Source organism: Phycicoccus jejuensis (genome assembly GCF_044797865.1).
In the GTDB taxonomy this organism is placed as follows: domain Bacteria; phylum Actinomycetota; class Actinomycetes; order Actinomycetales; family Dermatophilaceae; genus Phycicoccus; species Phycicoccus jejuensis.
Genome location: NZ_CP085209.1, coordinates 3,570,084 through 3,593,372 on the forward strand (window position 1 = coordinate 3,570,084; position 23,289 = coordinate 3,593,372).

Here is a 23,289-nt window from a genome sequence, read left to right on the forward strand (position 1 = left end):
GTCCCCACCCCGCGAGCACGTCCGTATAGGGTCGGTGGCCGCCCCGAACACAGCCGTTCGGGGCGGCCACCGTCGTCCACCGGGAACACCAGGAGCCTCACGTTGGCGCGTTTCATCATCAGACGACTCCTCCAGATGGTGGGGGTGGTCTTCGTGCTCTCGCTGCTCCTGTTCTTCTGGCTGCGCTCCCTGCCCGGAGGCACGGTCTCCGCGATCCTCGGCGAGCGGGCCACGCCCGAGACCCGGGCCGCGCTGACCAAGGCGCTCGGCCTCGACGAGCCGATCTGGGTCCAGTACTGGAAGTTCCTCACCCGCGCCCTCCGGGGCGAGTTCGGCGTCTCGACCGGCGTCCTGCCCGGGACCGACGCCATGACGATCTTCCTCGACCGGCTGCCGGCCACCATCGAGCTGAGCTTCCTCGCCCTGCTCATCGCCGTCGTCCTCGCGATCCCGCTCGGCTACGTCTCCGCCCGGCGCGCCAACTCGCCGCTCGACAGCGGGCTGGTCATCGTCTCGCTCGTCGGTGTCGCCGTCCCGGTCTTCTTCCTCGCCTTCCTCCTCAAGTACCAGCTCTCGGTCGAGCACAACTGGTTCCCGGTCTCGGGCCGCCAGGACAACATCGGCTGCACCCGCGTGACGAACTTCTTCGTCCTCGACGGCCTGCTGACCCGGGAGTTCGACTGCTCGGCGAGCGCCCTCAAGCACCTGGTCCTGCCGTCGGTGGCCCTCGCGACGATCCCCTTCGCGGTCATCTACCGCATCACCCGCGCCTCGGTCCTCGACGTGCTCGGTGAGGACTACGTGCGCACCGCCGAGTCCAAGGGCCTCAACGCCCGCGTCATCCGGGGCCGGCACGTCCTGCGCAACGCCCTGCTGCCCGTCGTCACGACGATCGGCCTCCAGACCGGCGGCCTGCTCGCCGGAGCGGTGCTCACCGAGCAGGTCTTCAACTTCGGCGGCATCGGGAACGCGCTGGCGGTGGCCTTCCAGCGGCGCGACTACCCGGTCCTCGAGGTCCTCATCCTCGCGGCCGCCGCGATCTACGTCATCATCAACCTGCTCGTCGACATCGCGTACGCCGTCATCGACCCGAGGGTGAGGACCCGATGAGCCCCACCAACCCCATGAACCGCCGCAAGGACCGCATCGACGACCTCGCCGCGACCTCGGGCGGCACGGCCACCCTCGTCCGCGAGGCCGGGACCGTCGACGAGAAGCCCGGCGTCTCGCTCATCGCCAGCGCGTGGAAGCGCCTGCGCCGCAACCCGGTCTTCCTCATCGGCGCGGGCATCACGCTCCTCTTCGTCGTCCTCGCCCTCGTGTCGCGCGTCATCGCCCCGCACGACCCCGCGGTCGGCTACCTCATCGACCAGGTGCGCCCGCAGTCCAACCCCGTGCCGGGCCCCCAGCCCGGGTTCCCGCTCGGCGCCGACGACGCCGGCCGCGACCTGCTCTCCCGCCTCATCGTCGGCAGCCAGCAGACGCTCATCGTCGGGGTCTTCGCGACGCTGTTCGGACTCGCCGGCGGGATGGTCCTCGGCGTCCTCGCGGGCGCGTTCGGGGGGTGGGTCGACGCGCTCGTCATGCGCATCGTCGACGTCCTGCTCTCGATCCCCTCGCTGCTGCTCGCCTTCTCCATCGCCGCGCTGGCCGCCCGCCCGAGCCAGCTGACCGTCATCATCGCCGTGGCGGCCGTCCAGGTGCCGATCTTCGCGCGCCTGCTGCGCGGGTCGATGCTCGCCCAGCGGCACAGCGACCACGTGCTCGCCGCCCGTGCCCTCGGTGTCACCGAGCGGGCCGTCGTCTTCCGGCACATGCTGCCCAACGCGCTCGGTCCGGTCATCGTCCAGTCGACGCTCGTGCTCGCGACGTCGATCATCGACGCCGCCGCCCTGAGCTTCCTCGGGCTCGGCAACCCCAACGACCGCCAGCCCGAGTGGGGCCAGATGCTCGGCAAGGCCCAGACCTACATCTACGACTACCCGCACCTCGCCGTGTACCCGGCGCTGTGCATCATCGTCGTCGCCCTCGGCTTCACCCTCATGGGCGAGTCGCTGCGCGAGGCCCTCGACCCCAAGAGCAGGAGGTGACCCGCCGATGACCGCCACGGCGACCACCCCGTCCACGAACCGTCACGGCGACGAGCCGCTGCTGTCCGTCCGCGACCTGAGGGTCACGTTCACGCGGCAGGGCGAGGAGCCCTTCACCGCCGTCGACGGCGTCTCGTTCGACGTCCGGCCCGGCCAGACCGTCGGCCTCGTCGGCGAGTCCGGCTGCGGCAAGTCCGTCACCTCGCTCGCGATCATGGGGCTGCTCCCCCCGCGCGGCAACCGGGTCGAGGGCACCGCGACCTTCGACGGCACCGACCTGCTGCGCCTCGGCTCCTCCGAGATGCGTGACCGGCGCGGTCGCGACATCGCGATGATCTTCCAGGACCCGCTCTCGTCGCTGAACCCGGTGGTGCCCGTGGGCCTGCAGGTCACCGAGGTCCTCGAGCGCCACCGCAAGATGTCGCGCAAGGCGGCGACGCCCCTGGCCCGCGACCTCCTCGAGCGCGTCGGCATCCCCGACCCCGACCGCCGGCTCAAGGACTACCCGCACCAGATGTCGGGCGGGATGCGCCAGCGCGCGCTCATCGCGATGGCCCTGGCCTGCGCGCCGCGACTGCTCATCGCCGACGAGCCGACGACCGCGCTCGACGTGACCATCCAGGCGCAGATCCTCAGCCTGCTCAAGGAGCTGGTCCAGGAGACCGGGACGGCCCTGGTCATGATCACGCACGACCTCGGGGTCGTCGCGGGGCTCTGCGACGAGGTCAACGTCCTCTACGGCGGCCGGATCGTCGAGCGCGGCGGCCGGCACGAGCTCTTCGGGCAGCCGCGCCACCCCTACACGAACGGCCTGCTCGCGTCGATCCCCCGGCTCGACGCCGAGCGTGCCCCGCTGACGCCCATCCCCGGCTCGGTGTCGGACAACCTGCCGTGGACGAGCGCCTGCGCCTTCGCCCCCCGCTGCTCGCAGCCGGTCGACGTCTGCACCCAGCGGACGCCGCAGCTCGAGGAGTCCGGCAGCCGCGCGCTGCGCTGCTTCAACCCCGTCGGAGGACCCCGATGACCGCCACCGCCGAGCCCACGCCCGCCGAGACGCCCGCCGACGAGCGCGAGCTGCTCGTCGACGCCCGCGGGGTCAAGGTGCACTTCCCCATCAAGCGCGGCGTCATCTTCGACAAGGTGATCGGCCACGTCTACGCGGTCGACGGGGTCGACCTGCAGATCCGCAAGGGCGAGACCTACGGCCTCGTCGGCGAGTCCGGCTGCGGCAAGTCGACCCTCGGCAAGGCGATCCTCAACCTCGAGCCGCCGACCGAGGGCAGCGTCCTCGTCGACGGCACCGACGTCGCCTCGCTCAAGGGCGCCGCGCTGCGCCGGCGGCGCAAGGACTTCCAGATGGTCTTCCAGGACCCGATGAGCAGCCTCGACCCCCGGCAGTCGGTCGAGTCGCTCCTCGTCGAGGGGATGAAGGCGCACGGCCTCGCGACCGACGCCAAGGCCACGGCGAAGCGGCTGCGCGAGCTGCTCGCGGCCGTCGGCCTGCCCGCGGCGGCCCTCAAGAAGTACCCGCACGAGTTCTCGGGCGGCCAGCGCCAGCGCATCGGCATCGCCCGCGCCCTCGCGGTCGAGCCGAAGCTCATCGTCGCCGACGAGCCGGTCTCGGCGCTCGACGTGTCGGTGCAGGCGCAGGTCATCAACCTGCTCGAGGAGCTCCAGGACGAGTTCGACCTCACCTACCTCGTCGTCGCCCACGACCTCGCGGTCGTCCGGCACATCAGCGACCGGATCGGCGTCATGTACCTCGGCGGGCTCGTCGAGGAGGCGTCGGCCGACGACCTCTACGCGCAGCCGCTGCACCCGTACACGCGGGCGCTGCTCTCGGCCGTGCCGCTGCCCGACCCGGCCGCCGAGGACGCACGCGAGCAGATCCTCCTCGTCGGCGACCTCCCCTCCCCGTCGCGCCCGCCGTCGGGCTGCCGCTTCCACACCCGCTGCCCGTGGCGGCAGGAGACGCGCTGCGACGACGAGCGCCCGCAGCTGCGGGTCGTCGAGGTCGACGGTGTGCCCGCCTCGCACCGGGTCGCGTGCCACTTCGCCGAGGAGATCGCCCGCGGCGAGATCCAGCGGCACGAGGTGACCGCCACCGCGACCGTGCAGGACTGGCGCGGCGAGGACGAGGGCGACGCGATCGGCCCGGCGTCGGTCGCGGAGGCCGAGGCCGACGCGCGCCGCACGTCGTCCGCGAGCTCGCAGATGACACCTCCCGGGCCCTGAGACGCCGGGCACGGTGAGGCTCACCTGAGGTGCCGTCGGCGCCCCGGGTGCCCGATGATGGCGGGATGAGCCGACTCCTCACCGACGACGAGGTCACCCGCCAGCTCGCCGACCTGCCCGGCTGGGCGCGCGAGGATGACGCCCTCGTGGCCTCGATCGAGGCGCCCGACTTCCCCGCCGCGATCCGCCTCGTCGCGGCCGCGGCCGACGAGGCCGAGCAGATGAACCACCACCCCGACATCGACATCCGCTGGCGCACGACCCGGTGGCTGCTGACGACCCACGACGCCGGCGGGCTCACCCAGCTCGACATCGAGCTGGCCCACCGCATCTCCACCGCGGCGCGCGCCGAGGGGGCGACCTTCCGTGACTGACGTGACCCCCGACCACCAGGCGCCGGACCGCGTCGACGCCGCCGCGCTCGAGGGCCACGACGAGGCCCACGACCGCTCGTTCTCGAGCCGGCTCAACTGGCTGCGCGCCGGGGTGCTGGGCGCGAACGACGGCATCGTCTCGACCGCCGGCCTCGTCATCGGCGTGGCCGCCGCGACGGCCGAGCGCGGGCCGGTGCTGACGGCGGGCCTCGCCGGGCTCGCGGCCGGCGCGATGAGCATGGCGGTCGGCGAGTACGTCTCGGTGAGCACCCAGCGCGACAGCGAGAAGGCCCTCATCGCCAAGGAGATCCGCGAGCTGCGCGAGGAGCCGGAGGCCGAGCTCGCCGAGCTCGCGGCGATCTACGAGGGCAAGGGCCTCTCCCCCGCGCTCGCCGAGCAGGTCGCCGTCGAGCTCACCGCCCACGACGCCCTCGGCGCGCACGCCGAGGCCGAGCTCGGCATCGACCCCGAGGACCTCACCAACCCGTGGCACGCCGCGTGGGCGTCGATGATCGCCTTCACCGTGGGGGCGCTGCTGCCGCTGGTCGCCATCCTCCTGCCGCCGACGGAGTGGCGCGTGCCGGTGACGGTGCTCGCCGTCGTCCTCGCGCTCGCCGGGACGGGCCTGGTCAGCGCCCGCCTCGGGGACGCCGACGCGCAGCGGGCGACCGTCCGCGTCGTCGTCGGCGGCCTGCTCGCGATGGCCCTGACCTACGCGATCGGCTCGCTCGTCGGCACCCAGGTCGGCTAGGCCGTGCCGCGGCTCCTCGTCGTCCAGCACGAGCCGGACGCCCCTCCGGCGTGGCTCGGCGAGTGGTGGGCCGCGCTCGGCGTCGGGCTCGACGTCGTCCGCGGGGACCTCGGGGAGCCGGTGCCCGCGCGCCTCGCCGACGGAGGCCACAACGGGCTCGTCGTCCTCGGCGGGGCGATGGGCGCGAACGACGACGGCGAACACCCGTGGCTCACCCCGACCAAGGCCCTGCTGCGCGACACCGCCCGGGCCGGCGAGCCGGTGCTCGGCGTGTGCCTCGGCCACCAGCTCGCCGCCGTGGCGCTCGGCGGCCGCGCGGGGCCAAACCCGTCCGGGCGGACCATCGGGGTCGCACCGGTCGCGCTGACCCGCGAGGGCGCGGCCGACCCCCTGCTCGGGGGGTCGGCAGGGGCGCCGGCGGTGCACTACAACGACGACGTCGTGCTCGACCTGCCGCCGGGCGCCACGCTCCTCGCCACGCTGCCGGACGGTCGGCCGCAGGCGCTGCGGCTCGGGCTGCGGGCGTGGTCGGTGCAGTTCCACCCCGAGACCTCCCCGGAGGTCTTCGCGGACTGGGTGCGCGCCGAGCCCGGCTCCGCCTCCGGGGCCGCGGCCCTCGCCGAGGTCACCGCCGCCCGCGAGGCGCTGCGCACGGCGTGGCAGCCCCTCGCCGGCCGCTTCCTCGCCCAGCTCACCTGACCCCGAGCCACCACCACCCCCGCCGTCGGTTCCTGCGGCGATGGTGGCGTCGGTGGCTGCCTCCGTGGCGTCGCACAGGGGGTGATCGCCCCCGTTCCGACGCCACGAGCGGCGCCCCGAGGCCCACCACGGCTGCGCGCGCCCCTCGACGGATGTCGACGCCCGGGTCGTCCACAGGCGTCGACGCCGGACCCGGCCGTCCACAGGTTCGCCCCGGCGTCTCGTGCGTCCACCTGCCGGCGGTCGACGATGACTCCGTGCCAGAGCTCCCACCCCAGGTCCTCGACCTCCTCGCCCGTCAGGACGGCGTCGTCAGCCGCTCCCAGCTGCTCGCGCACGGGGTGAGCGTCGAGGCCTGGCGGTGGAACGCCGGTCGCGGCTGGCGGGTGGTCCTGCCGAGGGTGGTGCTGATGAGCAGAGCGGAGCCGACCGTGCGGCAGCGTCACGTGGCCGCCCTGCTGTGGGCGGGCCCCACGTCCGTCCTGGCCGGCCCGACAGCGGCGCGCCTGCACGGCATCACCTCGGCGGAGGACGACGGCACCGTCCACCTGCTCGTCCCGCGGCCGGGGTCGGACCGGACCGCGGGGTTCGCCGCCGTCCGACGCACCGTGCTGCACGACCCCGACGTCGTCGTCCGCGGACCGCTGCGGATGTCCTCCCGCGCCCGGTCCGCGGTCGACGCGGCCGCCGTCGCCGCGAGCCCCGACACCGCCGTGGCCCTCGTCGTCGAGGCCGTCCAAAAGGGCATCGCCCGTCTCGACGACGTCGCGGAGTGGGCCTACCGCACCAGGGCGGCGTCCGGCGGACAGGTGGACGCCGCCGTCGCGGCCGCGGCGAGCGGCGCGTGGTCGCGTCCCGAGCACGCGCTCGCCGTGCTCGTCCGCACCTCCGATGTCCTCCCCGAACCGTGGCTCAACCCCGGCCTCGTCAGCGCCACCGGGTCGCGGCTCGTCAGCCCCGATGCCTGGTTCGACGACGTCGCGATGGCGGTGATGGTGCACTCGCGCCGGTTCCACGGCCAGGGCGATGAGTGGGACGCCACCGTCGAGTCGGACGCGACGTCCACCGCGGCCGGCATCGTCGTCGTCGGCGTGACGCCTCGGAGCATCGACCGGACGCCCGAGGCGGTGCTGCGGCGCCTGGAGGACGCTTACACCGTCGCTGCGGCGCGCCCTCGCCCGGCGGTGCGGGCCACCCGCCGCGACCCGTGGATGGGGTGGGTGGCGTGACCGATGGTGCAGGAATGGGGGCGATCACCCCCCTCGCGACGCCACCACCCGAGCCCCGAGCCGCGCCATCGCGGACTCCGGGGTCAGGGGGTGCGCAGGGCGGTGAAGAGGGCCTCGGCGAGGGGTGCCTCGCGGATGTCGTCGAGGTCGACCGGGGTGCCGTCCGGGCCGGCGAGCGGCAGCCGCCAGTTGGGGTACTCGTCGTTGGTCCCCGGCTGGTTGATGGCCCGACGGTCGCCGACGAGGTCGGGCAGCGCGACGGCGAGCATCCGGCTCGGGGTGCGGGCCAGCCAGCGGTGCAGGGCCACGACGGTCTCGTCGACGTCCGCGTCGGCCGAGAGCAGCCCGCGCTCCGCGAGCGCCGCGCGCACCCGCCCGATGGCTGCCTGCTCGACCTCGCGCTCCTCCTCGACCGGCCGGGTCAGCAGCCCGAGCCGCTCGCGCACCGCCACGTGCTCGAGGGTCAGGTACCCCGCGGTCGGCGGCAGGTCGTGCACCGTGACCGTCGAGAGGCACAGGTCGCGGTAGGACTCCGGCGGGCGCACGGTGTCGTCGTCCCACTCGAACCACAGGATGGACGTGCCGAGCAGCCCGCGCTCGAGGAGGACGTCGCGGACGTTGGGCGCGACGACCCCGAGGTCCTCGCCGATGACGACGGCGCCCGCGCGCTGCGCCTCGAGGACGAGGATGCCGAGCAGCGCCTCGTGGTCGTAGTAGACGTAGGTGCCGTCGACGGGCGAGCCGCCGGCCGGAATCCACCAGAGGCGGAACAGCCCGAGGATGTGGTCGACCCGGATGCCGCCGGAGTCGCGCAGCACGGTCCGCACCATGTCGCGGAACGGCGCGTACCCGAGCTCCGCGAGCCGGTCGGGGCGCCACGGCGGCTGGCTCCAGTTCTGGCCGAGCTGGTTGAACGGGTCCGGCGGCGCGCCGACGGTGACGCCGCGGGCCAGCGCGTCCCCGAGGCCCCACGCGTCGGCACCCACCGGGTGCACCCCGACGGCGAGGTCGTGGACGACGCCGAGCGTCATCCCGGCCGCCGTCGCCTCGCGCTGCGCCCCGGCGAGCTGCTGCTCGAGGAGCCACTGCATCCACCGGTGGAAGTCGACGTCGTCGGCGTGGGCGGCGGCGAACGCGCGCACGCCCGGCCCGTCGGGGTCCTGGAGGTCGGCCGACCACTGCGTGAACGGCAGCCCGTGGACGTCGGCGAGGGCGCACCACGTGGCGAAGTGCAGCAGCCCCTCCCCCTCGCGGGCGCAGAACTCCTCGAAGGCGTCCGCCCGCGCGCCCGAGCGCCCGGCGTCGAAGACGAGCCGCAGCGCCTCGCGCTTGACCGTCCACGCGGCGTCGCGGTCGATGCGGTCGCCGTCGTTGAGCGCCCGCCCCCGCGCGGCGAGCCCGAGGAAGGACCGGTGCGCGGTCGCGTCGAGCGAGGCGACCTCCGGGACGTCCTCGACGTGGAGGTAGAGCGGGTTGACGAACCGGCGGGTCGTCGGCAGGTAGGGCGAGGCCTCCATCGGGGTCACCGGCTCGGCCGCGTGCAGCGGGTTGACGAGGACGAAGTCGGCGTCGTGCGCGGCGGCGGCCCACGTCGCGAGGCCGGCGAGGTCGCGCAGGTCGCCGACGCCCCATGTCGTCGCCGAGCGCACCTGGTAGAGCTGGGCCATCAGCCCGACGACCCGGCGCGACGCGACCGGCTCGGGCAGCTCGAGCCGTTCCGGCGTCACGACGAGGGTCGCGGTGGCCGACGCGGCCTCGAGCGGCTCGGCGTCCCCGACGGCCACGAGCCGGTGCCACCCGAGCGGGAGATCGGCCGGCAGCTCGAAGGTCGCCTCCCCCAGCGGCACCCCGTCGACGACGCGGTCCGGCACCCAGCGGTCGACCTGCGCCGCCTCGACCCGTCCCCCGTCCTCGAGCTCGACGACGAGCCCGACGCCCGACCCGGCGGGCACGTGCACCTGCACCTGCGCGGTGCGCCCGGCGCGGGTGACGACGGTCGGGGGCAGCGTGCGCCGCCACGGCCGGTCGGCGTGGTCGGCGAGCGAGACCTCGACCGCGGCGTCGTCCGAGGCCTCGACCCCGAGCGCCGCGAGCACCGCGACGATCGACGACGTGGGCACGACGACGTGCTGCCCGCGCCAGTCCCAGTACTCGGTGGCGACGCCGTGCGCCTGGGCGAGCTCGACGAGCCGGGGCGACGGGGTGGGCTGCATGCCCCCATCCTGCCAACGGCAGGGGCGGGCGCGGACTCCCGGTCCGCGCCCGCCCCCGTGCCGTCCCGGGTCAGGGGTTCGGCGTCTCCTGGTGCAGCGGCTGGAGCACCTTCTGGACCCGCGGGTCACCGGCGTCGGCGAAGTAGTCGCCGCGGATGGTCTCGTCCTCGCCCTCGGGGGCCTTGGCCGCCCGGAGCACGAACGTGCCGAGCACCGCCACGACGAGGTTGAGCGCGAACGCCGTCACCGCGATGTAGCCCATCTGCCCGATGAAGGGGATCTCCGAGAGCGAGCCACCGAAGTGGTTGATGCCCGCGCGCGGGTTGGCGACCTGCCACGCCTGCCAGGTGCCGTAGACCATCCCGACGGCCCAGCCGGCGGTCAGCGCCCACCGGTGCAGCCAGCGGGTGTAGAGCCCGAGGACGACGGCCGGGAAGGTCTGGAGGATCCAGATGCCGCCGAGCAGCTGGAAGTTGATGGCGTTCTGCTTGTCGAGCGCGAGGACGAAGACGAGCGCGAACGCCTTGACGAGCAGCGACACGAGCTTGGAGACCTTGGCCTCCTGCTGCGGCGTCGCGTCGGGCTTGAGCCACTCCTTGTAGATGTTGCGCGTGAAGGTGTTGGCCGCCGCGATGGACATGATCGCCGCCGGCACGAGCGCCCCGATCGCGATGGCCGCGAAGGCGACCCCCGCGAACCACGACGGGAACGAGTCCTCGAACAGCTGCGGGATGACCAGCTGCGCGTTCGGCTTGCCGTCGAGCCCGATCGGCTTGGTCCCCGCGGCGATGGCGACCCAGCCGAGCAGGGCGAGCAGGCCGAGCACGAACGAGTACGCCGGCAGGATGGACGCGTTGCGGCGGATCGTGTTGCGGTCCTTGGCCGACAGGCTGGCCGTCACCGAGTGCGGGTACATGAAGAGCGCGAGCGCCGACCCGAGCCCCAGCGTCGCGTAGGCCCAGTGCGCCTGCGCCCCGGGCACGAACGCACCGGTCGGCTTGCCGTCGGTCGGGTTGGGCGTGGCCATCTTCTGCTCGGCCGCCGAGAAGATCGCGTCCCAGCCACCGAACTTCGAGGGCAGGTAGACGATCGCCACGATGATGACGAGGTAGATGAGGAAGTCCTTGACGAACGCGATGACGGCCGGCGCACGCAGGCCGCTCGAGTAGGTGTAGGCCGCGAGCAGCGCGAAGGCGATGAACAGCGGCGCGTCCTTGGCGATGATGTTGCTGCCGCCGCCGAGGCCGACGACCTCGAGCACCGCCTGGATGCCGACGAGCTGCAGCGCGATGTACGGCATCGTCGCGAGGAAGCCGGTGACGGCCACGGCGAGCGAGAGCCCGCGCGAGCCGAAGCGTCCGCGCACGAAGTCGGCCGTCGTCACGTACCCGTGCCGGTGGCTGACCGACCACAGGCGCGCCATGAAGACGAAGATGATCGGGTAGAGGACGATCGTGTAGGGCACCGCGAAGAAGCCCGACACCGCGCCCGCCGCGAACATCGCCGCCGGCACCGCGACGAAGGTGTACGCGGTGTAGAGGTCGCCGCCGAGCAGGAACCACGTGATCCACGTGCCGAACGAGCGTCCGCCGAGACCCCACTCGTCGAGGGACTCCATCGACGTCGGTCGCCGCCAGCGGGTCGCGAGGAAGCCCATGACGGTGACGAGGAGGAAGAGGACGGTGAGGACGGCCAGCGCGACGCCGTCGACCCCGCTCACGCCTGCTCCCCCGTCCGGTCGCCGGCGCTGGGGCCGGTCATCGCGCGGTGCGGGCGGGCGCGCAGCACGATCCGGTAGGCCGTGTACGTCAGCGCCGAGCAGAGGAACACCCAGAGGAACTGGTACCAGATGAAGAAGGGGAAGCCCCACAGCCGCGGCTCGACGCGGCTGTAGCTGCCGACCCAGAGCAGCGCGACGACGGGCAGCGCGAGGAGCACGCCGGCGACGGCGAGCAGCTTCTTGTTCGCGGGCGGCACGGTGTCGTGGTCGACGGCGCCGGCGCCGCCCTCCCCGTCGTGCCCGGTGTGGACGTTGCTCATGGACCCTCCTGGGACCCCCGGTGGAGGTCCGGCGGCGACCGGACCACCCGACACCGTAGGGACTGGTGGGGCGTGTGTGGAGTTCCCGCGCCGGTCGGTGTCCGACGACGTCGTTGGGCCTCGGCATGATGGGCGGCGTGTCGACCATCGTCTTCCTCCACGCCCACCCCGACGACGAGGCCTCGCAGACCTCCGGCACGATGGCCCGCGCCGTCGACGAGGGGCACCGCGTCGTCCTCGTCGTCGCGACCAACGGCGACCACGGCACCGCGCCCGACGACCTCGCCGAGGGCGAGACGGTCGTCGAACGGCGCCGGGCGGAGCTCGCCGCGTCCGCCGCGGCCATCGGCCTGCACCGCGTGGTGTGGCTCGGCTACGCCGACTCCGGGATGACCGGGTGGGAGCAGAACGCCCACGAGGGTGCGTTCACCGGCGCCGACCTCGACGAGGCCGCGCGCCGGTTCGCGGACGTCCTCGACGAGGAGGACGCCGACGTCGCCGTCGGCTACGACTGGCACGGGGGCTACGGCCACCCCGACCACGTCCAGGTCCACCGGGTCCTGCACCGGGGCGTCGAGCTGGCCGCCCGCCGCCCGCGGGTCCTCGAGTCCTCGATGAACCGCGACGCCATGCGCCGGATGTACGAGCTGGCGAAGGCCGCGGGCCGCGACGACGACTGGGACCCCGACCGGCCGATGGACGACGGCAACCCGATGGGCACGCCCGAGGCCGAGCTGCACTGGCGGGTCGACGTCCGCCCACAGCTCGAGCGCAAGCGGACCGCGCTCGGCGCGCACGCCAGCCAGACGAGCGACGTGGGCATGATGCTCGCGATGCCGTCGGAGGTGTTCGAGGCCGTGTTCGGGTTCGAGCACTACCTCGAGCCGGGCCGCGCGGCCGGGCTCGTCGACGGATGGCCCTTCGCCGTGGCCTGAGCCCGACGCCGGGTCGACGCTCCGGTTGCGAGGGGTGCCGACCGGGTCCACGCTGCAGGGGCCCGGGGCGGCGAGCCGCCCGCGACACCGCACGAAGGAGTGCCCGTTGCCCGTTCGTCCCCGCCTGCGCTCGCTCGCCGCCGCCGTCGCGGCCCTGCCCCTCGCCCTGGCCGCCACCGCCCTCCCGTCCGCGGCTGCCGCCGAGCCGGACCAGTACGTCGCGCTCGGCGACTCCTACGCCGCGGGCAACGGCACCGGCTGGCCCGACCTCAGCCTCTCCTGCTACCGCAGCAGCCTCGCGTACGCACCCCTCGTCGCGAAGGCCCGCCCGAACACGAGCCTGACCTTCCGGGCGTGCTCGGGCGCCGAGACCGGTGACGTGACGGGCGGCCAGACCGCGGCCCTGTCGTCCTCGACCGACTTCGTGACGGTGAGCATCGGCGGCAACGACGTCGGGTTCGTCGACCTCATCCTCAGCTGCGTCAACAGCTGGGATGAGAAGCTCTGCCGCTCGACGGTCGCGAAGGTCGAGGCCCGCATCGACGCCGAGCTGCCTGCGAAGCTCGACGCGACGTACGCCGACATCCGCACCCACGCCCCCGGCGCGAAGGTCATGGTCGTCGGCTACCCGAAGCCCTTCGGCGGCGCCGTCTCGTGCAGCCAGGCGAGCGGCGTGAACACCCGCGAGGCCGGCCTGCTCGACGGCGTCTCCGCGCACCTCGACCGCGTCCTCGCCGCCCGGGCGAAGGCCGCGGGCTTCACCTACCTCGACCCCGCCGCCACCTTCACCGGTCACGAGGTCTGCTCGGCGACGCCGTTCGTCTGGGGGAAGAAGACCGGCCTGCTCGACATCTACCACCCGACGAGGGCCGGGTACCGCGACGGCTTCGCGCCGCTGGTCCGGGCCGCGATGGGCTGAGCGGCCGCGCCGACCGCCGCCCTCAGTGGACGACGGCGACCGGCCGGGTCGTCCGCTGCACCACGGTGCGGCTGACGCTGCCCATGAGGAGCCCGGCGAAGCCGCCCCTGCCCCGCCGCCCGACGACGACGAGGTCGGCGTCGACCTCGTCGGCCACGTCGAGGACGGCGCGGGCCGGCCGGCCGTTGCGGACGACGACGGCCACCTCGACGTCCGGGTGGGCCGCCCCGGCCTCGGCCAGGGCCGCGCGGGTGGCTGCCCCCACGCGCTCCTCGACCCGGGACCAGCGGTCGGTCCCGGGCTCGGTGACGACGACGCCGTCCTCGACCTCGACCGTCCAGGCCGTCACGGCGGTGACGACGCCACCGACGGACGCGGCCTCGTCCACCGCGTGGGCGAGGGCGCGACCCCCGGCGTCGCTGCCGTCGGCCCCGACGACCACCCGGTGCGGTTCCACCGGCGGCAGCGACTCGGGCACGACGACGACCGTCCCGTGCCCGTGGGCCACGACCGCGAGCGCGGTCGACCCGAGGACGAGGCGCTCCAGCCGGTCGTGGGTGGAGGCGCCGACGACCACCGTGGCGCGCTCCGAGAGGTGGACGAGGACACCGGCCGGTGACCCCACGGGGGTGCGGACACCGACCTCGAGGCCCGGGTGGCGCTCACGCAGCCCGGCCGCGAGCCCGTCGAGCCGGGCCCGCTCGGCCACCTCGAGCTGTTCGCCGAACCACGGCGCCTCGGTCGCCAGCACCGAGTACGGCGCGAGCACGGGGCCGATCTCGACGACGTGCACGAGGTCGAGCCGCACCCCCTGCCGCACCGCGCAGGCCGCGGCCCACGCGAGGACGGCCGCCTCGTGGGCGGAGCCGTCGAGCGCGGCGACGAGCGGTGGGCGGGCCGGTCCCTCGGGACCCCGGCCCGACTGCTTCGGGAGCACGTTCTCGGCCATGACCCCAGCGTCCTCCGCCGGCGGCCGGTGACGCAGTCTCGTGGGTCACAGCGGGCGCGTGGAACCGGTCACGGAGACCGTCGGGGGCTGTCGGTGGTGGCGGCGAGGATCTCCCGACAGGTACTCGAGAGGGAGTGGTGACGATGGCACGCGTCGTGTGGTTCGACGTCCCGGTGGCCGACATGGGCAGAGCGGTCTCGTTCTACGAGGCGCTGACCGGGGAGCCGCTCGTACGGCTCCCGGTCGGCGCCGACAAGGAGACGGCGCTCCTCGCCGCGCAGGAGGGCGGGTCGGCCTGCCTGAGGCGAGCGCGCCCGGTCAGACGTTGAAGCGGAACGAAATTCGCTGTTTCGGCCGTCGTCGGCCATCGTCGGATAGCGACGGAAAACACGTCCTGACCTGCGGATACGTCACGGTCGGGCCGTTGGACGTCGTCGACGGGAATCGGCCTCCGCCGGACTTCTTGCGGACTGTTTGCGGACCGCCGGTCAGGTCGAGAGGCCCCTGGTGAGGGCGGCGTCGAACAGCGTGCGCGCCACCTGCTCGGCCTTCTCGGTCGCTGCTGCCCCCACCGGCTTCGCCTCGTAGCGGTCCTGGTTGCGGGCGCGTCGCAGGCGGTCGAACTCTCGCGCTGCCTTCTCTGCCGGAGGCTTGTCGAACACAGCGCGCAGGTAGCGGCCGAGCGCCTCGTGCTGGCCTGGCCCGTTGGTCGTCCGGAAGCCGTACGCCGCCAGCAGCGCCTCACCGGTGTCGTGACAGGCGTCGTAGGCGACGCCGTACCTGACGGTGACGCTCGTGAGCAGCGGCAGCTGCTCCAAGCGCTCCCCGGCCTGCCGCAGGAACGAGCTCGCCCGCGCGAGGTCTGCGGGCACGGCGTCGAGTCGTCGCGCCTCGACCAGTGCGATGACCGTTGCCTGCTGGACGCGGGTGAGCGGGGTCAGTGCCACGCCAGCTCCCCGATGACGGCGACCACCGGGCCGCTGCGCACGTTGTCCAGAAAGCCGGAGGACGCGGCGAACTCCTCCGGGGTGAGGATCGTCGGGTTGACGGGACGGCGCACCGCCGACTCGACGCGCGTGCACGCCTCGTAGACCGCGTCCACATCGGGCGCACCGAGCACCATGAGGTCGATGTCGTGCGGGGCCGGTCCAGCATCACCGAGCAGCCGAGCGGCGAAGGAGCCGTAGAGGAACGCGGCCTCGATCCCGTCGATGCGGGCAAGCTCCTCGGCCAGGATCACCATCGGGCCGGTCACGACCATGAGGATCTCGCGCAAGGGCCCCACCAGCGGACTCTCGTCGCTGGCGCGGATCAGCCTCGTGCGGCCCACGTGTCGCTCGCTCAGGATGCCGGCGTCCACCAGACGCGCGACCTCTCGGTGGGCGGTCGGATACGCCAGGTCGGCCCGCTTGGCCAGGTCGGTGACGCTCAGCTCGTCGCCGGTGAGCAACAAGGTGGAGAGCAGGCGCGCCTGACCGTCCGACCGGAAGATCGGAGCGAGGAGGGGCGCCTCAGTTCTCATATACCTGAGATTATCCTCCATTATATCGACAGTCAACGAGCGGCTCGCTAACCCCAGAAGATGGGATCGTCGCTGGTCTCGATGTAGTCGAGTAGCGCCTGGATGTTCGTAGTCGGGCGCTTGCGCTTGTACTCGTGGAACTTCAGGTTGCGGTCGCGCCAGTAGATCGCCCATCGGCCGGTCGACTTCGTGTAACGCAGCCGCGCGATCGGGAACCGGGTGTGCTCCCCGACGCCGTCCCACGGCGGCCGCACCTCGACGATGTCGACGTGTCGGTCGGAGACGTCCGCCTCGACCTTCAGCTCGTCCCACAGGTGCTCAGGCACGCGCTCTTGTGCCCACCGCCGGATGCGGTGCAGGTCAGTCTCTGGAAGTGCCATCACACCAGTCCATAGCGCACAACCTACGACGCATCATGAATCTCGGGGACGACGCCAACCGCCTTGCCGCGGAAGCGCGTGCCTCTACGACTTCGTGACGTCGTACCTGTCCGGCAAAGACCGCGCGGAGGGCGTGGAGTCCGAGCGTTGGAAGTCCTATACGTACGACGAGCCCGTGGCGCGCGACAAGGCCAACCTCGACATCACCCGGCTGCGGGACGTATCTCTCGCGGACGCCGACAACCTGCCGGCACCCGAGGTCATCGCCGCGAGTTCGTCGAGGATCTGACCGCTGCGCTGGCCGCGTTCGAGGCCGTCGCCGCCGCACTCGAAGCATCGTCCACCGACTCCTGATCTTCTCGCTCTTCCAGACCCGCCCAGCTTCGTCTCGTCTGGAACCGTTGACTATTCACGGTCCCCAGAATCTCCTCGCCGTCACTCTCGACTTCCTGCCATGCCACCTTCATTCAGAGCGGCACGCATGCTACGAAGGACGTAGATGGGCCGCCCGTAATCGGGCGGTCCACGCGGCATTTCTAGGGGTCCGTTGGTTGTCGACGGACATCGTGAAGGCGGGGGTCCGGGTGCACGGAGGGGTGAAGTTCTACCGCGGAGCACCGAGGGCCGCGCGGGCCTACGTCGAGCGCGACCGGTCGCGGGCGGACGACTACTACCTCGCGGAAGGCAGCGGCGTCGCGATACGGCTGATCGCCACCCCCGACGGCGTGCGAAGCCTGGGCGGCATGACCGGGGAGCTGTACGAGCAGTGGGTCGCCGGCATCGACCTTGACACGCTAACGGCCAAGGGCCACGTACGAACCGACGACAACGCGCTGCGCTTCGTCGAGGTCGTGGTCAACGGTCCCAAGACCTGGTCCCTTGCGGCCGCTCTGTACCCGGAAGTCTCCGCAGCCCTGGACCGAGCCCAGGACAAGGCGGCCATCGAGATAGTCAGCTGGATCGCAGCGCACGCGACCACCCGCGTGGGCCCTCGCGGGCGCCAGGTCCACGTTCCCGTCGAGTCCATCGAGGCCGCGGTCATCCGCCACTACACGTCTCGCGCGGGCGACCCGCACCGCCACCTCCACCTGCAGATCAACGCCCGCGTCTGGGCGGCCAGCGCCTGGCGGGGCATCCACTCCGTCGGCGTCCGGGACAGCATCGAGGCGATCAACGGCATCGGCCACGCCGCCGTCGCGACCGACCCGGAGTTCCGGGCAGTGCTGGCTGCGCACGGGCTGACCGTCGACCCCGAGACGAGCGAGATCCGGGAGCTCGCGCCGTATGTCGGCGCCTTCAGTGCCAGGGCCGCGCAGATCCGCCGCAACGTAGACCGGCTCGAGGCCTACTGGCGAGACGGGCATCCCGACCAAGAACCGGGTCCTCGGATGCGTGAGGTGTGGGACCGGCGGGCGTGGGCGGAGGCGCGACCCGACAAGGTCGTGCCGAGGGACGGTTGCGAGCTCGTCGACCGCTGGAACGCCGAGCTCCGCGAGGTCGGCTACCGCGACCCCGCGCACGCCGTCACCCTCCGGCGAACGCTGCCGGGGTGGATCGACCGCGACGCCGCCGCCGACCTGGTCGTCTCGATGCTCGGCGTCAAGCGATCGGCGTGGAACACCGCCGACATCCGCGGGAAGACCGAGGTCCTCCTCTCCCAGACGGCGCTGGTCGCCGACCCAGCCGCCCGGACCGAGCTGGCGGAGGACGTCACTGCCCGCGCCGTCGCGCGCTGCACGCCGCTGCTGAACCGGCGCGACGTCCCCGACAACGTCCGCTCCCTCACTTCGCCCGTCGTCCTTGCCGTCGAGGGTGATCTCATTGCCCGGATCGCACGACGCGCCGATCACTCCGCCAAGCTGCATCGTTGCGACAGCCTCGACCCGCATCAGGAAGACTCCGTCCATCACGACGCCGTCGGCGCGCTGACGAGCGCCGCGCCCCTCGTAGTCGTCCAGGGGGCCGCTGGAGCAGGCAAGACCACGGTTCTGCGCGCGGTCCGCCAGCAGCTGGCGTACCACGGTCGCCGGCTGGTCGTGGTGACCCCGACGATGAAGGCCGCCGACGTGGCCGCGCGTGAGACCGGCGCCGAGGGACACTCCGCGGCGTGGCTGATCCACCAGCACGGGTGGCGCTGGGACGACGACGGGCACTGGTCCCGGCAGTCCGACCCCGGACCCTGCGAGTCGGCAGTCCTTCGACCCGGGGACCTGCTCGTGGTCGACGAGGCCGGGATGCTCGACCAGGACACCGCCCGGGCGCTCCTCACCGTCGCCGACGAAGTCGGCGCCCGGGTCGCGTTCATCGGGGACCGCCACCAGCTCCCGGCCGTCGGCCGGGGCGGCGTCCTCGACCACGCTGTCGCCTACGCGGACCCGGCGGCGGTCGTGACCCTTGAGACCGTGCGCCGCTTCACCGACGAGGCCTACGCCATCCTGAGCCTCCGGATGCGCGAGGGCTACCGAAGCGACGAGGTGTTCGACGCACTTCTCGCACGCGGTCAGATCGTCGTGCACCCCTCTGACGTCGAGCGCACAGCGGCGCTCGCGCGCCTCGGTGCGGCCGGCGACCTCGTCATGGCCGACACCCGCGAGCAGGTCGCCGACCTCAACGCGGCCATCCGCGCGCAGCGCACGGACGTCGATCCCCTCTCCGGTCGCCGCCCGACGGTGACCACCAGCCGCGGCGAGACACTCACGGTCGGCGACCGGGTCGCGACGCGCCGCAACGACCCCGACCTCCGCGTCGCGAACCGACAGACCTGGACCGTGACCGGCGTGGGCGGCGACGGCTCGGTGACCCTCCACGATCGGGGACGAGACCAGATCGTCCCCGCCGAGTACGCGCGAGAGCACGTCGAGCTCGCCTACGCCACGACCGTCCACGGAGCCCAGGGCGAGACCGTCCCCCGAGCCCACGTCGCCCTGACCGACTCCACCGGCGCCGCAGCGGCGTACGTCTCCATGACCCGCGGCCGAGCCGGCAACACGGCGCACCTGGTCGCCGAGACCCTCGAGGACGCCAAGCAGCAGTGGATCGACGCGTTCGCGCGCAACCGGTCCGACCTCGGCCCCGCCCGCGCCCGCGACGCCGCCCTCGAGGACATCGAACGGTACGGACCCGCGCTGCGACCGGAAGCGCCCTCACCGGCCCAGGAACGACGGCACCGAGAGCGGGAACAACACCACGGCCCGTCACCCACTCGGGGCTCAAAGGCCTCTCGGTCGGGCGTTGACAACTATTTCTGAACTTTCGTGGGGACGTGCCCTGACCTGCGGCGATGCCAACGTCCCTCCCTTTGTCCCTCCCCCGCGAGGCTCCGGGCGGGTACGAAGGCGGGTACAACCCCCTCCCATGATGACCGGCGTGAGCCGACGCTCACTGTCACCGATCACGAGGAGCGCCATCATGACCGCACAACACCACCCCACTCTTCGCCCACAGGACGCCGGGGACGAGATGCTCACCCTCCAGGAGGCTTGTGCCTTCCTCCGGGTGCCTGAGGGAACCCTGCGCTACTGGCGCCACCTCGGGTCCGGACCGCGCAGCTTCAAGCTCGGCCGCCACGTCCGGTACTGGCGCGGGGACCTCATCCTCTGGCTCAGCGAGCAGACCAACCGTCCACAGAACCACCGCTGAGACTGCCCGCCGTCAGACCTCGGAGAGACGATGGAGCGATCTCGGAAGGAGCATCACCATGGCGGGAAACATCGCCAAACGAGCCAACGGCAAGTGGCGGGCGCGGTATCGCGACGAGTCCGGGAAGGAGCACTCGCGACACTTCAACCGCAAGATCGACGCCCAGCAGTGGCTCGACGCGGTCACCTCGGCCGTCGTCACCGGAACCTACGCGGATCCACAGGCCGGCCGGATCACCTTCGCGGCGTTCTTCGGCGAGTGGTCAGCCCGCCAAGTCTGGGCACCCGGCACCGTGCTCGCGATGTCGCTGGCGGCCAGATCCGTGCCCTTCGCCGGGAAGCCGATGAAACAGGTCCGGCGCTCGGACGTCGAGACCTGGATCAAGCAGATGAACGCCGCTGGCCTCGCCCCCGGCACGATCAAGACCCGGTACGTCAACGTCAGGTCGGTGTTCCGCGCCGCCGTCAAGGATCGGGTTATCGGAACCGACCCGACCGACGCAGTACGCCTCCCTCGCGGTCGCCGCGCGGACGTCGCGATGTCGATCCCCACGCCCGAAGACGTGGGGCAGCTCATGGCCGTCGCCGACGAACGGTTCCAGCCGTTCATCGCCCTGTGTGCCTTCGCCGGACTGCGGCTCGGCGAGGCCGCCGGCGTCCAACTCGGCGACGTCGACTTCCTCCGCAAGTCACTCAAGGTCTCCCGCCAGGTGCAACGTGTCAACGGCGGGGCGATCGACGTGCGGGCGCCGAAGTACGGGTCAGAGCGCGTCGTCTACCTCGCCGACAGCCTCGTCACCGTCCTCGCCAAGCACGTCGCCGCCCACGGCACCACCGGTAATGATCGTTGGCTCTTCGCCGGGGACGGCGACGGCCCGCCCCACCAGAACACCGTCAGCTACTGGTGGCGCAAGACACTGCACGACGCCGAACTGTCCGGCATCAAGCTCCACGACCTGCGGCACTTCTACGCCTCCGGCCTCATCGCCGCCGGGTGCGACGTCGTGACCGTCCAGCGCTCGCTCGGTCACTCGAAGGCGACGACGACCCTCAACACGTACGCCCATCTCTGGCCGACCGCCGAGGACCGGACAAGGAGGGGCGCAGAGTCGATCATGTCCGTATCGCTCGGCGAGCCCTCCGGGCGACTCGCCGAGAACGAGACGAGCACAGGCGAATGAGCCCCGCCCTGGGACGGCAGACGTGCCTCCCATTGCGTGCCGGTGGCGCGTCATAGCGCCCACTGTGGGCGCTCCACTTCGCCCGCTTTCGGTAAGGACGCTCACGGGGCAGGTGGCCCACGTGCCCCACCGATCGATCTTCAAGTGCCGCGACGGTACGAGAGGACGTTCCTAGCACTGGCGATGACGAGCCATCCCCTTCAGGACGCACCCCCTTTTCGTAGTCCATCCTCCGAAGGGAGTTCGGCTGTCGAGGGCCGTCGTTCGGCTTCCCGGCTGACCCGAACGTTCGCTGCGGCCATCACGGCCGTCGCCAAGGTCGCGTTGCACCGGGCTCCGGCATAGTCCCGGGAACCTGGAGCGAGCCCTCCCCAGCATCAGCGAACCAGCCAATCCAGCGGTCGACAAAGGCGGCGAGGTCAGCCCGGTCGAGCTCCTCGGGGCCCCAAGCTAGTTGCGTCGTCCCCATAACGCCGTTGAACGCGACCTCTGCGGACCGAGGCTCGAGTGCAAAGGGTACGAGGCTCGGTTGGCCCCCCCAAGCGAAGTTCATGAACGCCACCTCGAACCATGCGTAGTGGCCCGCCGTGGCTGCGTCACAGAACCACAAGGCGTGGCTTCGGCCTAGGTAACCCCGGCTCGCAGCCGCCTGAGTATGCACGGTCATTTGCGATACGGCCACGATGTCGAATGGGCCACCCCACGGCGAAGCATCGAAGGACTTGACGCTCGCCATACCCATCCGTCCGGACTTCAAGGACGCGACCCAGGCCATCGCCCCCCTTCCCTCGTTGAGTTCAACGACGGCCTCCGGCGCCTCGTCTTCAACCACCGCTCGCAGTTGTTCCTCAATGGAGTAGAACGAGCGCTCAGCTGCCTGCGCCAGTGCTCGGCGCCGCTCTGCCTCGGAAGCCACGCTTTGCTTCTGTGCGTGCGCCAAGGCCTTTGCCTCAACAGCGGTGCGGTTCAGCGCAGCCAGACGCGCCGCGCCCCCGGACTGTGGCTCGCTCAACGAGCGCTCCAACTTCTGGACCACCAGCGCCGCGGGCGGACGTGCCTCCGGCGCCTTTATCAGGCACTCCTCGACAAGTACGCGGAGCCGAGGGGTCCCGGCCGATAGAGCGGGCGGAATGTGATGAAGATGCTGCTCACGAAAGTCTGGCCCGGGAAAGGGCCGATGACCCGCTAGCAGCTCGAAGGCCATGACACCGAAGGCGTAGATGTCCGTGGCACTCGTAGCCCGTTCGATTCGCCACTGCTCCGGAGCCGCGTACGGTCTTGTGAAGGAGTACTTGCGTGTGGCCGCGTCGGTGGCCGCCTCCGCGTATCGGGCGATGCCGAAGTCCGCAAGGCACCATGTGCCGTTGAGAAGCAGTACGTTCTCTGGCTTCAGATCGCGGTGGACAGCCACGTCGACGAGCCCTGCGAGCGCTCTAGCCACGTCCATGAGGATCTCAACCGACTCGTCCAAGTCGAGGGGCCCACCCGCGTCAAGTAGATGCTGACGGAGAGACTTGTCCGCGCGGGGCATCACCATCGCCCATTCGCCCGCGTGTTCGCCGGTATCCCAAATCGGAACGATATTGGGTGCCGCTTGAATGTGGTCATTGTCGCCGAAGAGCAGTTCGCGCTCCGCCCCGGGCAACTTCGCAACGAACTTGACGACCGCCCGCTCTCCGTTTTCGCCTTCGGCCTCAAAGACTCTGCCAAAGCCCGCCGCGTCCGCAGTGAGCTGGGCCCCGACTGTCCATCTACTCTTCAACTCAACGATCACACTGCCACCCTAGGGGTGGCGGGAGACGCTCGCGCTCGGTGCCAACAGACGTGAGTCCCACTGTCGGGAAAGGGCGCCCCCAGCGTCGCTTGCGCCAGCGGATCCGCTCCGGCCGCCCGAACGCTGGGGCGTCGACCAGCTCCACCTCGTCGCCGCCGTGCCCACGCGCGAGGACGCCGCAGGACGGACAGCCCATCACCGTCGGCGCCGACTCCACCATGACCAGGAGCCGGCCGCTGCCGTCGCGATCAACACCACTCACGTGCAGCCGTCCATTCCAACGAGCACGTCACAAAAGGTCGCAGTAGCCGCCGACGGCGCGGCAGCACAACGTGAGGTCATCCATCGTCGAGGTCCCTG

Annotated in this window: 23 protein-coding genes; 15 read left to right on the forward strand and 8 right to left on the reverse strand. The window is 72.0% G+C overall.

Annotation, left to right across the window (positions count from 1 at the left end; translation table 11 throughout):
- The first annotated feature begins 102 nt into the window (after positions 1-102).
- The 8 genes from LG324_RS16950 (at position 103) to LG324_RS16985 (ending at position 7,378) form a co-directional block, all read left to right on the forward strand.
- Positions 103-1,110, forward strand: coding sequence for an ABC transporter permease (locus LG324_RS16950; protein WP_207025211.1), 1,008 nt, complete (start codon positions 103-105; stop codon positions 1,108-1,110).
- Complete coding sequence (locus LG324_RS16955) at positions 1,107-2,090, forward strand: ABC transporter permease (protein WP_404349833.1); 984 nt, start codon at positions 1,107-1,109, stop codon at positions 2,088-2,090. Before LG324_RS16950 ends, LG324_RS16955 begins: the two co-directional genes overlap by 4 nt.
- Positions 2,091-2,097: 7 nt before the next feature.
- Positions 2,098-3,114, forward strand: a complete 1,017-nt coding sequence (locus LG324_RS16960) for an ABC transporter ATP-binding protein (protein ID WP_404349836.1) — start codon at positions 2,098-2,100, stop codon at positions 3,112-3,114.
- Positions 3,111-4,325 carry an ABC transporter ATP-binding protein gene (locus tag LG324_RS16965; protein WP_404349838.1) on the forward strand — a complete coding sequence of 405 codons (1,215 nt, stop codon included), beginning with the start codon at positions 3,111-3,113 and terminating at the stop codon, positions 4,323-4,325. The genes LG324_RS16960 and LG324_RS16965 overlap by 4 nt, the downstream gene beginning before the upstream one ends.
- 65 nt (positions 4,326-4,390) lie before the next feature.
- Positions 4,391-4,699: a 4a-hydroxytetrahydrobiopterin dehydratase gene (locus LG324_RS16970; protein WP_404349841.1), complete on the forward strand. Its 309-nt coding sequence runs from the start codon at positions 4,391-4,393 to the stop codon at positions 4,697-4,699.
- Position 4,700: 1 nt separating this feature from the next.
- Positions 4,701-5,450, forward strand: a complete 750-nt coding sequence (locus LG324_RS16975; protein WP_404349844.1) for a VIT family protein — start codon at positions 4,701-4,703, stop codon at positions 5,448-5,450.
- Between the two features lie 3 nt (positions 5,451-5,453).
- Positions 5,454-6,149 (forward strand): type 1 glutamine amidotransferase, encoded by a 696-nt coding sequence (locus LG324_RS16980; protein ID WP_404349847.1) that lies wholly within the window; start codon positions 5,454-5,456, stop codon positions 6,147-6,149.
- Between the two features lie 257 nt (positions 6,150-6,406).
- On the forward strand, positions 6,407-7,378 hold the full coding sequence (locus tag LG324_RS16985) for a hypothetical protein (RefSeq protein ID WP_404349849.1): 972 nt from the start codon (positions 6,407-6,409) through the stop codon (positions 7,376-7,378).
- Positions 7,379-7,461: 83 nt separating this feature from the next.
- On the opposite strand, the gene malQ is transcribed toward LG324_RS16985, so the two are convergent.
- The 3 genes from malQ to LG324_RS17000 form a co-directional block, all read right to left on the reverse strand.
- Positions 7,462-9,591 carry a 4-alpha-glucanotransferase gene (gene malQ, locus LG324_RS16990; protein WP_404349851.1) on the reverse strand — a complete coding sequence of 710 codons (2,130 nt, stop codon included), beginning with the start codon at positions 9,589-9,591 and terminating at the stop codon, positions 7,462-7,464.
- Between the two features lie 70 nt (positions 9,592-9,661).
- Positions 9,662-11,311 (reverse strand): monocarboxylate uptake permease MctP, encoded by a 1,650-nt coding sequence (mctP, locus tag LG324_RS16995; RefSeq protein WP_030529523.1) that lies wholly within the window; start codon positions 11,309-11,311, stop codon positions 9,662-9,664.
- Complete coding sequence (locus LG324_RS17000; protein WP_084696916.1) at positions 11,308-11,631, reverse strand: DUF3311 domain-containing protein; 324 nt, start codon at positions 11,629-11,631, stop codon at positions 11,308-11,310. The genes mctP and LG324_RS17000 overlap by 4 nt, the downstream gene beginning before the upstream one ends.
- 137 nt (positions 11,632-11,768) lie before the next feature.
- Between LG324_RS17000 and LG324_RS17005 the strand changes: the two genes are divergently transcribed.
- Together LG324_RS17005 and LG324_RS17010 are read left to right on the forward strand one after the other, a co-directional pair.
- Positions 11,769-12,566 carry a PIG-L family deacetylase gene (locus LG324_RS17005; RefSeq protein WP_036830605.1) on the forward strand — a complete coding sequence of 266 codons (798 nt, stop codon included), beginning with the start codon at positions 11,769-11,771 and terminating at the stop codon, positions 12,564-12,566.
- Between the two features lie 106 nt (positions 12,567-12,672).
- Positions 12,673-13,485 (forward strand): SGNH/GDSL hydrolase family protein, encoded by an 813-nt coding sequence (locus LG324_RS17010; protein WP_404349856.1) that lies wholly within the window; start codon positions 12,673-12,675, stop codon positions 13,483-13,485.
- A 22-nt stretch (positions 13,486-13,507) separates the two neighbouring features.
- Here LG324_RS17010 and LG324_RS17015 read toward each other — a convergent pair whose 3' ends face one another.
- Positions 13,508-14,434, reverse strand: a complete 927-nt coding sequence (locus LG324_RS17015; RefSeq protein ID WP_404349860.1) for a universal stress protein — start codon at positions 14,432-14,434, stop codon at positions 13,508-13,510.
- A 143-nt stretch (positions 14,435-14,577) separates the two neighbouring features.
- Here LG324_RS17015 and LG324_RS17020 point away from each other — a divergent pair, with 143 nt between their 5' ends.
- A complete protein-coding gene (locus LG324_RS17020) occupies positions 14,578-14,763 on the forward strand; it encodes a hypothetical protein (RefSeq protein WP_404349862.1) in 186 nt (61 codons plus the stop codon).
- A gap of 159 nt (positions 14,764-14,922) precedes the next feature.
- Here the strand turns inward: LG324_RS17020 and LG324_RS17025 are convergent, their stop codons facing one another.
- The 3 genes from LG324_RS17025 to LG324_RS17035 are packed head-to-tail and all read right to left on the reverse strand — an operon-like array spanning position 14,923 to position 16,282.
- A complete protein-coding gene (locus LG324_RS17025) occupies positions 14,923-15,381 on the reverse strand; it encodes a hypothetical protein (RefSeq protein ID WP_404349865.1) in 459 nt (152 codons plus the stop codon).
- Complete coding sequence (locus tag LG324_RS17030) at positions 15,372-15,956, reverse strand: helix-turn-helix domain-containing protein (protein WP_404349867.1); 585 nt, start codon at positions 15,954-15,956, stop codon at positions 15,372-15,374. Before LG324_RS17030 ends, LG324_RS17025 begins: the two co-directional genes overlap by 10 nt.
- Positions 15,957-16,003: 47 nt before the next feature.
- Positions 16,004-16,282, reverse strand: coding sequence for a DUF3024 domain-containing protein (locus LG324_RS17035; RefSeq protein ID WP_404349869.1), 279 nt, complete (start codon positions 16,280-16,282; stop codon positions 16,004-16,006).
- Between the two features lie 148 nt (positions 16,283-16,430).
- Between LG324_RS17035 and LG324_RS17040 the strand changes: the two genes are divergently transcribed.
- The 4 genes from LG324_RS17040 (at position 16,431) to LG324_RS17055 (ending at position 21,155) form a co-directional block, all read left to right on the forward strand.
- The gene (locus LG324_RS17040; RefSeq protein WP_404349872.1) at positions 16,431-16,625 is read left to right on the forward strand and encodes a hypothetical protein; all 195 of its coding nucleotides are present in this window, start codon (positions 16,431-16,433) and stop codon (positions 16,623-16,625) included.
- A gap of 112 nt (positions 16,626-16,737) precedes the next feature.
- On the forward strand, positions 16,738-19,584 hold the full coding sequence (gene mobF / locus LG324_RS17045; RefSeq protein WP_404349875.1) for a MobF family relaxase: 2,847 nt from the start codon (positions 16,738-16,740) through the stop codon (positions 19,582-19,584).
- A 160-nt stretch (positions 19,585-19,744) separates the two neighbouring features.
- A complete protein-coding gene (locus LG324_RS17050; RefSeq protein WP_404349878.1) occupies positions 19,745-19,975 on the forward strand; it encodes a helix-turn-helix transcriptional regulator in 231 nt (76 codons plus the stop codon).
- A 58-nt stretch (positions 19,976-20,033) separates the two neighbouring features.
- Positions 20,034-21,155 (forward strand): tyrosine-type recombinase/integrase, encoded by a 1,122-nt coding sequence (locus LG324_RS17055; protein ID WP_404349881.1) that lies wholly within the window; start codon positions 20,034-20,036, stop codon positions 21,153-21,155.
- A gap of 301 nt (positions 21,156-21,456) precedes the next feature.
- Here LG324_RS17055 and LG324_RS17060 read toward each other — a convergent pair whose 3' ends face one another.
- Positions 21,457-22,929: a protein kinase gene (locus LG324_RS17060; RefSeq protein WP_404349883.1), complete on the reverse strand. Its 1,473-nt coding sequence runs from the start codon at positions 22,927-22,929 to the stop codon at positions 21,457-21,459.
- Between the last annotated feature and the right edge of the window lie 360 nt (positions 22,930-23,289).